The organism is Streptomyces sp. NPDC059166 (assembly GCF_042755185.1).
Lineage (GTDB): Bacteria > Actinomycetota > Actinomycetes > Streptomycetales > Streptomycetaceae > Streptomyces.
The window spans coordinates 66,961-81,320 of sequence record NZ_JBHZCI010000017.1; the positions used below are offsets into that span (position 1 = coordinate 66,961).

The 14,360-nt window shown below is 71.4% G+C and carries 13 protein-coding genes; 10 read left to right on the forward strand and 3 right to left on the reverse strand.

What is annotated here, in order from left to right:
* Nucleotides 1-12: 12 nt before the first annotated feature.
* The gene (locus ACFXOA_RS15295; RefSeq protein ID WP_385027336.1) at nucleotides 13-1,488 is read right to left on the reverse strand and encodes an MFS transporter; all 1,476 of its coding nucleotides are present in this window, start codon (nucleotides 1,486-1,488) and stop codon (nucleotides 13-15) included.
* A gap of 231 nt (nucleotides 1,489-1,719) precedes the next feature.
* Between ACFXOA_RS15295 and ACFXOA_RS15300 the strand changes: the two genes are divergently transcribed.
* The 6 genes from ACFXOA_RS15300 (at nucleotide 1,720) to ACFXOA_RS15325 (ending at nucleotide 7,942) form a co-directional block, all read left to right on the forward strand.
* Nucleotides 1,720-2,616 carry an RNA polymerase sigma factor SigF gene (locus tag ACFXOA_RS15300; protein WP_385027339.1) on the forward strand — a complete coding sequence of 299 codons (897 nt, stop codon included), beginning with the start codon at nucleotides 1,720-1,722 and terminating at the stop codon, nucleotides 2,614-2,616.
* A 146-nt stretch (nucleotides 2,617-2,762) separates the two neighbouring features.
* Complete coding sequence (locus ACFXOA_RS15305; RefSeq protein WP_385027342.1) at nucleotides 2,763-3,989, forward strand: PP2C family protein-serine/threonine phosphatase; 1,227 nt, start codon at nucleotides 2,763-2,765, stop codon at nucleotides 3,987-3,989.
* Nucleotides 3,990-4,002: 13 nt separating this feature from the next.
* Complete coding sequence (locus ACFXOA_RS15310; protein ID WP_385027345.1) at nucleotides 4,003-5,628, forward strand: CHASE3 domain-containing protein; 1,626 nt, start codon at nucleotides 4,003-4,005, stop codon at nucleotides 5,626-5,628.
* Nucleotides 5,625-6,068, forward strand: a complete 444-nt coding sequence (locus ACFXOA_RS15315) for a response regulator (protein ID WP_385027348.1) — start codon at nucleotides 5,625-5,627, stop codon at nucleotides 6,066-6,068. The genes ACFXOA_RS15310 and ACFXOA_RS15315 overlap by 4 nt, the downstream gene beginning before the upstream one ends.
* A gap of 100 nt (nucleotides 6,069-6,168) precedes the next feature.
* Nucleotides 6,169-6,627 (forward strand): ATP-binding protein, encoded by a 459-nt coding sequence (locus ACFXOA_RS15320; protein ID WP_385027351.1) that lies wholly within the window; start codon nucleotides 6,169-6,171, stop codon nucleotides 6,625-6,627.
* Between the two features lie 199 nt (nucleotides 6,628-6,826).
* Nucleotides 6,827-7,942 (forward strand): DMT family transporter, encoded by a 1,116-nt coding sequence (locus ACFXOA_RS15325; RefSeq protein ID WP_385027354.1) that lies wholly within the window; start codon nucleotides 6,827-6,829, stop codon nucleotides 7,940-7,942.
* On the opposite strand, the gene ACFXOA_RS15330 is transcribed toward ACFXOA_RS15325, so the two are convergent.
* Nucleotides 7,912-9,219: a transglycosylase family protein gene (locus tag ACFXOA_RS15330; protein WP_385027357.1), complete on the reverse strand. Its 1,308-nt coding sequence runs from the start codon at nucleotides 9,217-9,219 to the stop codon at nucleotides 7,912-7,914. The genes ACFXOA_RS15325 and ACFXOA_RS15330 overlap by 31 nt on opposite strands.
* A gap of 198 nt (nucleotides 9,220-9,417) precedes the next feature.
* Here ACFXOA_RS15330 and ACFXOA_RS15335 point away from each other — a divergent pair, with 198 nt between their 5' ends.
* The 3 genes from ACFXOA_RS15335 to ACFXOA_RS15345 all read left to right on the forward strand — a co-directional run bounded on the left by ACFXOA_RS15335 (nucleotide 9,418) and on the right by ACFXOA_RS15345 (nucleotide 12,247).
* Nucleotides 9,418-10,485 carry a LacI family DNA-binding transcriptional regulator gene (locus tag ACFXOA_RS15335; protein WP_385027361.1) on the forward strand — a complete coding sequence of 356 codons (1,068 nt, stop codon included), beginning with the start codon at nucleotides 9,418-9,420 and terminating at the stop codon, nucleotides 10,483-10,485.
* Nucleotides 10,486-10,880: 395 nt separating this feature from the next.
* Nucleotides 10,881-11,525: a dihydrofolate reductase family protein gene (locus ACFXOA_RS15340; RefSeq protein WP_385027364.1), complete on the forward strand. Its 645-nt coding sequence runs from the start codon at nucleotides 10,881-10,883 to the stop codon at nucleotides 11,523-11,525.
* A gap of 314 nt (nucleotides 11,526-11,839) precedes the next feature.
* Nucleotides 11,840-12,247 (forward strand): DMT family transporter, encoded by a 408-nt coding sequence (locus ACFXOA_RS15345; RefSeq protein ID WP_385027367.1) that lies wholly within the window; start codon nucleotides 11,840-11,842, stop codon nucleotides 12,245-12,247.
* 55 nt (nucleotides 12,248-12,302) lie between these two features.
* Here the strand turns inward: ACFXOA_RS15345 and ACFXOA_RS15350 are convergent, their stop codons facing one another.
* Entirely contained in the window at nucleotides 12,303-13,631 is a 1,329-nt protein-coding gene (locus tag ACFXOA_RS15350; protein WP_385027370.1) for an ROK family protein, read from the reverse strand.
* Nucleotides 13,632-13,910: 279 nt separating this feature from the next.
* Between ACFXOA_RS15350 and ACFXOA_RS15355 the strand changes: the two genes are divergently transcribed.
* The gene (locus ACFXOA_RS15355; RefSeq protein WP_385027373.1) at nucleotides 13,911-14,288 is read left to right on the forward strand and encodes a hypothetical protein; all 378 of its coding nucleotides are present in this window, start codon (nucleotides 13,911-13,913) and stop codon (nucleotides 14,286-14,288) included.
* Nucleotides 14,289-14,360: the final 72 nt, after the last annotated feature.

Here is a 14,360-nt window from a genome sequence, read left to right on the forward strand (position 1 = left end):
CTCGGACGTCGCTCAGTTCGCGGCGGCGTCCTCACGGTCCTGGGCGGAGAGCGGGGTCGCGATGTCCTCCAGGGACTTCTGCTCGGCGGATACCGCGAAGAAGAGCGCGACCAGCCCCGCGGCCACCATCAGGGAAGCCCCGATGCAGAACGCCAGGGCCGTGTCACCGGGGACACCGCTCTCCGTGAGGTCCGCGAAGACCAGTGGTCCGGTGATACCTCCGGCGGCCGTACCGACCGCGTAGAAGAAGGCGATGGCCATGGCCCTCGTCTCCATGGGGAAGATCTCGCTGACCGTGAGATAGGCGGAGCTCGCTCCCGCCGAGGCGAAGAAGAGGACGACGCACCAGCATCCGGTCATGGTCGCGGCGGTCAGGGAGCCGTTCTGGAAGAGCCAGGCGGTCACGAAGAGGAGCACACCGGAGGCGATGTACGTGCCGGCGATCATCGGCTTGCGGCCGACGGTGTCGAAGAGCCGGCCGAGGAGGAGCGGCCCCAGGAAGTTGCAGAACGCGATGACGGCGAAGTAGTAGCCGGTGGCGCCGCTGGACACGTCGAAGAACTTCACCAGGATGGAGCCGAAGCCGAAGGTGATGGCGTTGTAGAGGAAGGCCTGGCCGATGAAGAGGGCCAGGCCGAGCACGGCGCGCTTGGGATAGGAGCGGAAGACGGTACGGGCGATCAGGCCGAACCCGATGCTGCTGCGCTGGCGGACCGTGATCGCCGGCTCGGCGGGCGGCAGGGCGCGTCCGGTCTCCTGCTCGACCTCCCGCTCCACCTCGCCGACGAGTTTCTCCGCGGCCTCGTCCTTGCCGTGGATGAACATCCAGCGCGGACTCTCCGGGACATGGCGGCGTACCAGCAGGATGACGAGGCCGAGGACGACGCCCAGCGCGAAGGTCAGCCTCCACCCGATGTCCTTGGGGAAGATGTCCGTGTCCAGGGCGAGGACGGAGAGCAGGGAGCCCGCCATGGCCCCCAGCCAGAAGCTGCCGTTGATGATCAGGTCGACGCGGCCCCGGTACTTGCTGGGGATCAGTTCGTCGATGGCCGAGTTGATCGCCGCGTACTCGCCTCCGATCCCGAAACCGGTCAGGAAGCGGAAGAGGAAGAACCACCAGGCGGAGAAGGAGATCGCGGTGAGCGCGGTCGCGGCGAGATAGACGGCGAGCGTGATCAGGAAGAGCTTCTTGCGCCCGAAGCGGTCGGTGAGCCATCCGAAGAACAGGGCTCCCGAGCAGGCGCCGGCCACGTACAGGGCGGCGGCGATCCCCGTCACCTGGGCGTCGGTGACGGCCAGGCCGCTGCCGTCCTCCGACAGCCGGCTGGCGATGTTGCCGACGACCGTGACCTCGAGTCCGTCGAGGATCCAGACCGTGCCCAGGCCGATCACGATCATCCAGTGCCACCGCGACCAGGGCAGCCGGTCCAGGCGGGCGGGGATCCTGGTCGTGACGGTCGGTCCGGCCGCCGTACCGGTGTCGCTCATGGGCCCTCCTCGTTCCTCCGGAACACAACAGGTGCCCGGAACGAGCCGTGACTCACGCGTGGGCCGGGGAGCGTGACGGGAACCACCCGGACGACCACTCTCCGTTGCACCGAACGGCCTCCCCCGGCCCGGTTCGGCACTCCGGCAGAATATTTCTCGATCGGGTGGCATGACTTCCGGAAGTCGGGGCATGCGCCCGTCACTACAGCTGACTCCAGGGAGGGTGACACCATGACGGCCATGTCAGTGCGGACCACCGATTCGATCGGCACGGCGCCCACGCGGTGCGACGATGCGGGCGCGGTTTCGGACACGGCCGCCCTGCCCTGGATCGAGGACGCCGGCAAGGTCGCCCCGCAGGACGCGCGGGCCATGTCCAAGCTCTTCTTCGACCGGCTCCAGACCCTCGAAGAGGGCACGCACGAATACCAGTACGCCCGCAACACCCTGATCGAGATGAATCTCTCCCTGGTGCGCTTCGCGGCCTCCCGCTTCCGCAACCGGGGCGGCGACGACACCGAGGACATCATCCAGGTGGGCACGATCGGCCTGATCAAGGCGATCGACCGCTTCGACCTCTCGCGCGAGGTCGAGTTCGCGACCTTCGCGGTCCCGTACATCGTGGGGGAGATCAAGCGGTTCTTCCGCGACACGACCTGGTCGGTGCACGTGCCCCGACGGCTGCAGGAGCTGCGGGTCGAGCTGGCCAAGGCCAAGGAGCTGCTGTCGTCGAAGCTCGACCGCGACCCCACGGTCGCCGAGCTCGCGGCACACCTCGATCTCCCCGAGGAGGAGATCATCGAAGGGCTGGTCGCCGCCAACGGCTACTCGGCGGGCTCCCTGGACACACCGAACGCGGACAGCGAGTCGGGCAGTGACCAGCGCGCCTACGCGGAGCTGCTCGGCGAGGACGACCCGGGCATGGAGAGCGTCGAGAACCTGCACACGCTGGCGCCGCTGCTGAAGCAGCTGGACGAGCGGGAGCGGAAGATCGTCCAGATGCGCTTCGGCCAGGAGATGACACAGGCGCAGATCGGTGCCGAGCTGGGCGTTTCCCAGATGCACGTGTCACGCCTGCTGAGCCGGATCGTGCAGCGCCTGCGCGCGGGAATGAGCGTGGAGGTCTGACTCCCGCAGCACCCCGTTCAAGCACGGAGGCCCGGCCGAGCGCCGGGCCTCCGTCGCATATGCTTCCTGCCGAAACGGCCATGGGTGAGCCGTCCGTCGGAGGGGGTGGAGTGTTGGCCGAGTCGTCGTCCGACACCTCTGCGCGCATGCAGCGGCTCAGTGGGATTCCGGGGCAGCAGCGGGCCCTCGCCGCAGGCGAGACCTCCGTCTGGGACGTCGACGCCGCTCTCCTCCTCGTGGAGGACGACGCCGGGGACGCCATGCTCGTCGAGGAGATGCTCACCGACAGCGAGCTCGACGCCCCGCTCACGTGGTGCAAGACGCTGGCCGAGGCCCAGCGGTTCCTGCTCTCCTCCCGTGCCACCGTGTGCGTCCTGCTGGATCTGCACCTGCCCGACGCGAGCGGCGTCGACGCGGTGCGCCGCCTCGTCGCGTCGGCACCCGACGCCGCCGTCATCGTCCTGACCGGCCTGGACGAGTCGGAGACCGGTCTGTCCGCGGTGGCCCAGGGTGCCCAGGACTACCTGGTGAAGGGCCGGATCGACCCGGAGGTACTGGGCCGCGCGGTCCGCTACGCCCTCCAGCGCAAGCACGCGGAGCGGTCGGCGGCCGCGATCCGGACGAGCCGGCTGATCGCCCAGGAGAACGCCCGGCTGGAGCGCGCCCTGCTGCCCATCCCGCTGCTGCGGGACGACACCTTCCGGGTGGCCGCCCGCTACGAGGCAGGCCGCGCGCACGGACTGCTCAGCGGCGACTTCTACGACGTGGTGCAGACCGCCGACGGCGCCGTGCACGTGGTGATCGGTGACGTGTCCGGGCACGGCGCCGCGGAGGCGGCCCTCGGCGTGTGTCTGCGGGTCGCGTGGCGCACGGCCGTACTGACCGGTGTGACGCAGGTCGAGAAGACCGCCCTGCTGGAGGAGATACTCGTCGCCGAGCGCTCCGATCCCCATGTGTTCGCGACGGTCACCACACTTGTCTTCCCCCCGGACCGGGAGAGGGTCCTGGTCGTACGCGCCGGGCATCCCGGAATGCTCTTGCGGCGAGGCGGCGACGTCGACTGGGTGGAGCCGGACGCCGGTATGGCCCTGGGGCTGCTCCCAGGTCACGGCCAGTGGAAGGTCACGGAGGTGGAGCTGTCCCCCGGCAGCGAGCTCGTCCTGTTCACGGACGGCCTGTTCGAGGGACGCACGGGACCGAAGTCCCGGCTGGGCGAGGAGGGTCTGCTCTCCATGGCCGGCCGGTACGGCTCCCTGGAACCCCGGGCGTTCGTCGACGCGCTGGTCGCCGAGGCCACCGAGAGCGCCTCCCCCTTCGGGGGGCTGGCCGACGACGTCGCCGTCCTCCACGTCGGCTGGAAGACGGATCTGTGAGTACGGAGGACATTTGAGTACGGAAACGACCGGCGCCGGACGGCCCGGCCGGATAGCGCGCCTGTCCGTGCAGAACTGGGTTCATCTGATCCTGGCGGGCTTCGTGCTGGTGGTCTGCGGATGCCTGGTCGTCGGCGGGCTCGTCCTGTCCCGGATCTCCGACCGGACCACCGAACTCGTGGACCGTATCCAGCCCGCGCGCTCGATCTCCTTCCAGCTGCAGAACTCGCTGCTCGACCAGGAGACCGGGGTCCGCGGCTTCGCCCTCACCGGCGACACCACCTTCCTGGAGCCCTACGAGCAGGGCGTGCGGTCCGAACGGGACCGGCTCAGGCGGCTGCGCTCGCTGACCGGGGACACACAGCCCTACGCCCAGGACCTCGACCGCATCGCGGCCGCCGCCGCGCAGTGGCGGACCGCGCGGGCGAAACCGCTGATCGCGGCGGTCCGCGCGAGCGGCCCCACCGGCGCCTCGTCGGCACCCATCCTGAGGAGCAAGGCGGAGTTCGACGCGCTGCGCTCGCTGTACGGCGCCCAGCAGAGCCATCTGGACGACGCACGCGACCAGGTACGGAAGCAGCTCGACGACGCCCGCACCACTCGCGACCAGGTGCTCTTCGCCCTGGTGGTCGGCTTCGTACTGGCTGTCGTGTCGCTCAGCGTCCTGCTGCAGCGCGTGGTCGGCCGGCCGCTGGCCGCGCTCACGGAGGCCTCCCACCGGGTCCGCGCGGGCTCCTTCGACAACCGGATCGAGGTCCGCGGCCCCTCTGACGTCAGCGCGGTGGCCGCGGCGGCGGAGGACATGCGCCGCCGCCTCGTCGCGGAGCTGGACGCCTCCCAGGAACGGGAGACCCTGCTGGCCGAGCAGACGACGGAACTCCGCCGGTCGAACTCGGAACTGGAGCAGTTCGCCTACGTGGCCTCGCACGACCTCCAGGAACCGCTGCGGAAGGTGGCCTCCTTCTGCCAGTTGCTGGAGAAGCGGTACGGGGGTCAGCTGGACGAGCGCGGGCTGCAGTACATCGCCTTCGCGGTCGACGGCGCCAAGCGCATGCAGGTCCTGATCAACGACCTGCTGACCTTCTCCCGGGTGGGCCGGGTCCAGCAGGCCTGGAAGACCGTGGATCTGGACGCCTCGCTGGACCGTGCCCTGTCCAACCTCACGCTGGCCGTCGAGGACTCCGGCGCCGAAATCGTGCGCGAGCACCCGCTGCCCGAGCTGCTCGGGGAGGCCACGTCCCTGACGATGGTCTGGCAGAACCTCATCGGGAACGCGATCAAGTTCCGCCGCGACGACGTGCCGTGCCGGATCACCGTCGGCTGTGTCCAGGAGGGTGAGTTCTGGCACCTGAGCGTCGCCGACAACGGCATCGGGATCGCGCCGGAGTTCGCCGACAAGGTCTTCATCATCTTCCAGCGCCTGCACGCCCGTGACGAGTACGAGGGCACCGGGATCGGGCTCTCGCTCTGCCGGAAGATCGTCGAGTTCCACGGTGGCCGGATCTGGCTGGACCCGGACCCGGACGAGGGCACACTGATCCACTTCACCCTGCCCGTCCTGCCCGAGGCCCCCACACACACCACGGCGCAACTGCTCGAACCCGCCCCGCTCACCCCCCGTCCGGGAGTAACACCATGAACGACATCGTCAAACCCATCGAGGTCCTGCTGGTCGAGGACGACCCCGGCGACGAACTGATGACCCGTGAGGCCTTCGAGGACAACAAGATCCGCAACACCCTGCACGTGGTGCGGGACGGCCAGGAGGCCATCGACTTCCTCTACCGCCAGGGGCAGTACCCCGACGCGCCGCGTCCGGACCTGGTGCTCCTGGACCTCAATCTGCCCAAGTACGACGGCCGTCAGGTGCTGGAGAAGATCAAGACGGATCCGGAACTGGCGCTGATCCCGGTCGTGGTCCTCACCACGTCGTCGGCCGAGGAGGACATCCTGCGCAGCTACAAGCTGCACGCCAACGCCTATGTCACCAAGCCCGTCGATCTTGAGCAGTTCATCGGCGCGGTCCGGCAGATCGACGACTTCTTCGTAAGCGTGGTCCGGCTGCCCCCGCGTGCGTAAGATCTGGAGAGATCCCCCGGAGTGGGATCTCTCGACGCGGGTAGGCGAACGGCGAGAAACGAGGTCGAAGACCTCCCCTGCGGCGCCCTGGCTGGAGCACATGAACGAACAGGCCCCCTCACGGACGGACGACCCGTTCCGGGGAACCGCGCCGTCATCGGAGGTTCTGCTCTCCGCCGAGGTGTTCGACGGTGAGCCCGGATGCATCGCGCAGGCCCGCGCCCTGGCCGACCACTTCCTCGCCCGGCTCGTGGCGGAGTGGTTCGCGGTCCTCGGAGAGCACACCCGCAGTGACCTGATGCTCGCGGTCAGCGAGCTCGTCACCAACGCCGACCGCTACAGCCACGGCCCCTACCTGCTGGAGCTCGAGGGGGACGCCCGGCGCATCAGTGTCACGGTCTACGACAGCAGCACGGCTCTCCCCGTGCTCTACTCCCCCGATCCTGCCCGTCTCGGTGGTCACGGAATGGAGATCGTGGTGGCCCTCTGCGACCGGTTGACGGCCGAGCGGGTTCCGGTCGGCAAGCGTATCCGGGCCGAATTCACGCTCAGTACCTGAGCGCGCTCCGTCCAGGGTCCCCGCGCACGGCGAGGCGCCTGCGCGCGCACCCCCGGCGAAGAAGTTCTGAGCTCCTCGGCGGGAAGGACTACCGTCGGTAGGAGGACCCAGGAGTGATGTTCGTACTCCTGGGGCAGTACGCCGAATCGCCGCCTCAGGGACGACGACGAGACGGCCCCGACGGGACATCGTGGTGTGCATGAGTTCCCTTGCCCTTTCCGTGCTCCTGTCACTGGTCTCCGCGCTCGCCTACGCGGCCGGTGCGATCGTCCAGGAGCGCGTGGCCTCGGCCGGTGACACCAGGCCGTACGCGCCGCTGCGCAACGGCGTCTGGTGGGTGGCCGTGGGGCTCAACGGTGTGGGGGCGGTGCTGCACGTGGTGGCGCTGGCCTACGGGCCGCTCAGCCTGGTCCAGCCGCTCGGGGCTCTGACGATCGTCTTCGCGCTGCCGATGGCCGCGCTCTTCGTGGGCCGGGGCGCCGGGCGGACCGCGTGGCGGGGCGCGGTGATGGCGACGGTCGGTCTGGCGGGACTGCTGGCGCTCACGGGGAGTTCCGGGTCCCACTCGCTGGCGGGGCCCGAGCAGTTCGTTCTCGCGGCGGGGACAGCCGCGGCCCTGGTGGCGCTCCTGGCCCTCGCCAGGAGCCTGCACCGTCCCATGCCGCGCAGCGTGGTGCTGGCCACCGGCGCGGGGATCGCCTTCGGGATGGCCTCGGTCTTCACGAAGGCCGTGGCGGTGGAGTTGACGTCGGGTGTCATGACCTCCGGGGTGCCGGTCCTTCTCGTGATCGCCGGGCTCGCGGCGGCGGGCCTTCTGCTGTCGCAGGCGGCGTACCGGGGGGCGGGGCTGGCGGCACCGCTGGCGACGGTGACGGTGGTCAACCCGGTCGTGGCGGCTGCCGTCGGGCTCACCATGTTCGGGGAGCAGTTCCGCCTCGGATGGACCGGTACCGCGCTCGCGCTCGCGTCCGGCGTGCTGGCGGCGGCGGGGCTGGTGCTGCTCACCACGGAGCGGGTGGGCGCTCAGGAGCGTACGGGGCAGGAGGCCGCGTCCGGCGGGCCCGCCGAGGAGGACCGGTCCGGCAGCGCGGTGCTCAGGAAGCCCGCGAAGGATCCGGCCAGAGAGGGCGCGGCGGTGCTCCCGGACCCCTTTCCGGCGCCGACGGCGCTTTCCCTGCCGCTGACGCTGCCCTCCGACCACGGCGGTGGGAGGGTGGAGTTCGGCGGCAGGAGGACTGCCGCCGGGCCGGCACGCAACAGCGACTTAGAGGGCCGGGCAGATTCTCACACGCTGACGCCCCCTGCTCTGAGGTAGGCCAGGGGATCGACGTCCGATCCGTAGCCGGGGCCGGTGCGGATCTCGAAGTGCAGGTGAGGGCCGGTGCTGTTACCGGTCGACCCGGAGCGGGCGATCCGCTGGCCGCCGGTGACCTGCTGGCCCGCGCGCACGTGGAGCGAGGACAGGTGCGCGTACTGGCTGTACCTTCCGTCGGCGTGCCGGATGACGATCTCGTAGCCGTACGCGCCGGCCCAGCCCGCCGAGACGACCTTGCCGGAGTTCACGGCCTTCACCGAGGTGCCGGTGGGGACGGGGAAATCGACTCCCGTGTGGTATCCGCTCGCCCAGGAGCCCGACTGGTGGTAGGGCGTGCCGGTGCGTGCCGTCACGGGTGCGGTGAGCCCGCTGCGGGGCTTCGACGCCTTCCCGGCGGGCTTCGCGCTGTGGTCGGACGTGGTGGCGCGCGGGGCCTGCTTCTCCGCCGCCTTCGGCGGGACGGACTTCCGCGGGGCCTTCGGCTTCGGCTCGGCCCTGGGGCGGGGGGCCGCGGGCTTCGGGGTGGCGACCGGGGCACCGGCCACGTCGAGGGTCAGCCGCTGTCCCGGGAGGATCAGGTCGGGGTCGGCGCCCACGACGGCCCGGTTCGCGGCGTAGAGCTTCTGCCAGCCGCCGCGGACCCGCTCCGCGGAGGCGATACCGGAGAGCGAGTCGCCGCGTGCGACGGTGTACGCCTCGCGCTTGCCGGGCACGGTCGTCGGCGACGCCTTCGGTCCGGCGTCACGGGCGGCCGTCCTGACCGGACGGGACTGCGGCGTCCCGCCCTTCGCGACGGGCGTGGTGCGCTGCGCCTGCGGGGTGAGGCCGGGCGCGTCGGCGCTCCTCTTCGTGGTGCCGGACGCCTCCGCGCCCCCGGTCGCCGACCCGGGCGCGTCGCCGCCCTTCTTCAGTCCAGCCCTCACGGAACAGGTCGGCCAGGCGCCGGGGCCCTGCCCTTCGAGCACCTTCTCCGCGACGGCGATCTGCTGGTCCTTCGTCGCCAGATCGGCGCGCGCCGCGTAGGCGGTGCCGCCGTAGGCCGCCCAGGTGGAGCGGGTGAACTGCAGTCCCCCGTAGTAGCCGTTGCCGGTGTTGATGTGCCAGTCGCCGGTCGACTCGCAGGCGGCCACCTTCTCCCAGACATCGGTCGAGGCGGCTCCGGCCGAGGCCGCCGTGAGGAGAGGGAGTGCGAGTCCCGCGCCTCCCGCCGTGACCGTGAGCGAAGCACGGTTGATCCTGCTGGGCTGGTATCTGCGGTGCCGTCCGTTCGCGGCCATGATCAGGCTCCCCCACTGACTGTAGGACACGTCGCAAGCGGCCAACTTATGTGTGCACCAAGGGTGGTGACAAGTGAACAGACTGTGTGCGCCCCCTCCGTGCACCGGCGCACCTCCCCCGCTCACTCCGGCGCGGGTGTGCTGCGGCAGCTGATGGAGAGCGCTCCACCGTAATGTCCCGGTGCTATAAATGCGCTCATGACGGATGCTCTTCGCCCGACCGGCCCGCCCACCCTGGAGGACGTGGCCCGGGCCGCTGGCGTCTCACGCGCGACGGTCTCGCGCGTCGTCAACGGAGTGCGCAACGTCGACCCCGCGATCCAGGAGGTCGTCCGGCGTGCCGTCTCGGAGACCGGCTACACGCCCAACAGGGCAGCCCGTTCGCTGGTCACCCGGCGGACGGACTCCGTGGCGCTGGTGGTGTCGGGGACAGGTGTCGAACCGGGCGGAGAAGGCCCGGCGGAGGACGGCGCGTTCACCGCGCAGGTACTCGCCGACCCCTTCTTCGGCCGGGTGATGACCGGGGTCGTCAACTACCTCCGGCCGCGCGGCATGCACCCGGTCCTGATGTTCGCCGAGTCGTCGCGGGCGCGGGAGGACGTGGTGGAGTACCTGCGCCAGGGGACCGCCGACGGCGCGCTGATCGTGTCCACCCACGCGCGGGACCCCCTGCCGGGGATGGTGGTCGGCGCCGGTCTGCCCGCCGTCCTGTACGCGCGGCCCACCCGGCCTGCACGGATCAGCTATGTCGACCTCGCGCACCGGGACGGGGCCGGGCTCGCGGCGGAACACCTTCTGGCGCGCGGCTGCCGACGGATCGTCACGATCAGCGGCCCTCTCGGTATACCCGCCGGACAGGACCGGCTCGAGGGGTTCACTTCGACGCTGGCCCGCCATGGGCACCATGACGTCCCGGTCGTCGAGGGGCAGTTCACCCAGGAGAGCGGCGAGGCGGCCATGGAGCGCCTGCTGCGTGAACACCCTGACCTGGACGGCGTGTTCGCGGGCAACGACCTGATGGCGACGGGCGCCTGCCATGTGCTCAGGGAGCACGGCAGGCGGGTGCCGCTCGATGTGGCCGTGGTCGGCTTCGACGACAGCAGCGCGGCCACCACCTGCCGGCCGCCGCTCACCACGGTCCGGCAGCCGGTGGAGCAGATGGCCGCGGAGATGACCGGCCTCCTGCTGGACCGGCTGTCCGCACCTGACCGGCCGGTGACCTCGGTGGTCTTCGAGCCGGTGCTGGTGGTCCGGGATTCGGCCTGAGTCCCCCGCCGCGCGGCGGACCGGCCGGTGGGCGCGCCGGCCGCCTCGACGAGCGTCACGCGGCCGAGCACGTCGGTGGTCCGCATCGCCCGCGGTGGCGGTCTTCCGGGGATGCGGGACGAGGGCCGGGCGTGACGACGTGAGCCGGCCCGGCCGGACGGGACGGTCCTGCGCGAGCGCCGTCTCGTAGGCGACCCACAGGAATTCGGAGGCTCGGGGTGGTCGGAGTCCGGACGGGGCACGCCCGGATGCGCCTCGCGGAGTCCGTCCGTGAGGTCCTGCCAGGAGCGGCGGGCCGCCGTCCTCCTGGAGGCGACCGAGTCTAAGCTCGTCCGCGGCCGGTGATCGCACCTCACGAACACCTGCACCTCGCATCGACGACAGGAGCCCGTGCAATGTCCCAGGTGAGAGTCCACAACTTCTCCGTCTCGATCGACGGATTCGCCACCGGCGACGGGCAGAGTCTCGACGCCCCGTTCGGCCACGCCGGCGAGCGGCTCCACGAGTGGTTCTTCCCGACCCGGACCTTCCAGAACATGCTGGGCAAGCCGGGCGGGAGTCGCGGCGTCGACGACGCGGTGGCCGGCACCTGGGATGCCGGTATCGGGGCGGAGATCATGGGGCGGAACAAGTTCGGCCCTCAGCGCGGCCCCTGGGAGAGCGACGACTGGGTCGGCTGGTGGGGCCCCAACCCGCCCTTCCACACTCCGGTGTTCGTCCTCACCCACCACCCCCGCCCGTCGGTGGAGATGGAGGGCGGCACCACGTTCCACTTCATCGACGCCACACCTCAGGAGGCTCTCGCCCTGGCGCGTGAGGCCGCGGGCGACCTGGACGTGAGGATCGGCGGGGGCCCGACCACGGTCCGCGAGTTCCTCGCCGAGGACCTCGTCGATCAGTTGCACATCGCCGTCGTCCCGATCGTCCTGGGCCGCGGCGAGCGCCTGTGGGACGGACTCGAGGGAATCGAGAAGCGCTTCCGGGTCGAGTCGGTGACCACCCCCGGTGGCGTCACGCACATGACCTTCACCCGGTCGTGACGCCACCCCCTGGGAGACGTCGGCCCCTGATTCCGCTACGCCGTTGCCCGAAGGCGCGAAAAACGCTGCCGGGGCACGGGAACAGGTCCGGAGCCGGAGCGCCCGCCGGGCGCGCACCCGCCACGGTCACGACGCGGCAGCTCCGACGGCCACGCGACCGGGGCCCGACGGCGTGACAGGGCGAGGCCGCGGCGCCGAACGTCGCGGTTCCATGGCCGCGGGTCCGGGCCCGTCCCGGCTGCCACCGGGTCCGCCGCGCCGAGGGCAGGGCCCTGGCGGGCGTCCCGGTGCGCGTCCTACGGGCGGACAGGAGGATGCGGCCGAGGGTCCTGCTGCTCCTGCCCGTTCTCGCGCTCACCGGCGCGCCGCTCACCGCTTCGTGGTCCAACGCGGCGGTCGGTCTCTACATGGCCGTGGTCCCCATGTTCGCCGGGTACGTCCTCTTCGGCTGGGGTCTGGCCCGCGTACCGGCGAGCACCGCGACGACCCTGTCGCTGCTCGAACCGGCCGTCGCGGCCGTGCTCGCCGTCCTGATCGTCGGCGAACACCTGCCGGCCACCGGATGGACGGGCGTCGCCCTCGTCGTCGCCTGCCTCGGCGTGCTCACCACCCCGGCCCGCCGGAGTTCGCCCCGGAGGGCCCGGGCGGCCGGAGGGGCCGTCGCGCCGGCTGCCGACATCCACGCGCCGCCGATCGGCTCCCGCGCGGAGAGCTCCGGCTGAGGTTCCGGCGGGACCCCTCGTCCGCGCCGGCGAAGCCGCGCGGACGAACCCGTGCTCAGCGCACCATGTCCCGGCCCCGGTTCGCCGTCACGCGGTCCGCCGCCTTGACGGGCTCGGGGGCGGGGGCCGGTGCGGGACGGGATCCACCGCGCGACAGGAAGTCCGCCAGCGGCAGTGTGGCGGCGCCGACCGTGACGGCGTCCGGACCGAGGTGGCCCAGATCGATCGTGGTGCGGGTGACCGCGTGCTCGAGGGCGTACTCCTGGACGTGGCGTCGGATGTCCGGGAGGAGGTGAGGGCCGATCAGCAGCCCGGCCCAGCCCCCGAGGACGACGCGTTCGGGCAGGAAGAGGTTGACGAGGTCGGCCAGCGCCGCGCCCAGGAATTCGGCCGTCTCGTCCAGGATCGCGGAGGCCACCGGGTCAGGGGTCCCGCCGGCCTCCGGGCGGGCCGCCTCGATCAGGGCGGCCAGCGCGGTCTCGTCGTCGGCGTCCGCCGGAAGGGGCCCGCCCGCCTCCTGCCAGCGCTCCCGCATCGCCTCGGCGCCGGCGTACGCCTCCAGGCACCCGATGGAGCCGCAACGGCACCGACGGCCGCGGATCTGCACCGTGGTGTGCCCCCATTCGAGACCGGTGTTCGAGAGGTCCTCCTCGAAGGCGTCGCCGCGGTTGACGCTCGCTCCCACGCCGGATCCGATCAGTGCGACCGCGGCCGCGCCGGCGCCCCGGCCGCCACCGAACCACATCTCGGCCTGCCCCAGCGTCCTGGCCCCGTTGTCGACGAAGAAAGGCACCTCCGGGGGCACGTCGACGGCCTCACGGAGGAGCTTCTCGAAGGGGACGGCGCTCCACCCGATGGTCTGGCCGTGCACGACGGCGCCGGGTCCGCCCGCGGCCTCCGGGGCGTCGCGCTCGATGATGCCGGGGACGCCGATCCCGATGCCCAGAAGGGAGCGGGGATCGGCTCCGGCGTCACGCAGGACGTCTCGTACGCCGGACCGGACGTGACCGACGATGCGATCGACGTCGTACCCGTGCTGGGCCAGCAGACGGTCCGTGCGGGCCAGTTCCTCCAGCGACAGGTCGAAGAGCTCGACACGGACCCGGGTCTCCCCGATGTCGACGCCCACGAACAGGCCTCCGGCGGGAGCGATCCGCAGCAAGGTGCGGGGGCGGCCCCCGTCTGATTCGACCACACCGGCCTCCTCCACCAGCCCCTCCGCGGCCAGTTCACCGACCACGTTGCTGATGGATCCCGAACTCAGCCCTGTCACCGGCCCGAGCTCCTGGCGGCTCAGCGGGCCGTCGAAGTACAAGCGTTGCAGCACCCGCGCCCGGTTGCCCCGCCGCAGGTCGCGCACAGTCCGTCTGCCACGCTCAGCCATGTCGCTCCCCTCACCCCCGGCCACTCCGACTCCCGCCCGGGCTTTTTCTCAGTACGTGAAACACCGGGTGGAACGCGATGGTGCCGATCGGGCCCCGCCCAGCGCTCCGGACCTGGAGGAGCAGCCTCTCACGGCCCCGGCGGGACAGTTCGCCCGTCCCGGCGCCTCGCGAGGTCCCGGCCGGCGAGCGTCCGGCCGCGCACGCCCCCGGGGCGCTCCTCGATGGCCGCACCAGCCGAGCATGATCGGGTGCGCACGCCCGGCGCTTATGCTCGCCGTATGGAGCAGAGCGAAGTCCTCAAGCGAGTGATCGGCATCCTCACGGAGGCGGGCGAGATGCAGCGCCATGCCGAGGAGGACGACGGTGGCGACCCGGACGCGGGCGGGAACATGGTGACGACGCTTCTCAACGAGACGATGCCGCACATCGCCATCCCCGCCGACGCCACGGTCGAGGAGATGGCGGCCCTGGTGGGGCGTGAGGTCGGCGGCGCCGTCGAGCAGCTGGTCGGCGCCTTCACCCTGGCGTTCATCGCCCTCGCACAGATCCACGACTCCGGTCAGCAGGACGTGACATCCGCCGATGTGCTGCAGGATCTGGCCCTGCGCGCCGAGGAGTTGAGCTCGGGGAACGAGGGGCCGGAAGGATCGCCCTGAGGCGCCCCCGCCCGAGACGGTGCCGCGGTGACGCCCCTCGCCGGCCTCGGGCCTCTCGGCGGTCCCGCCGTG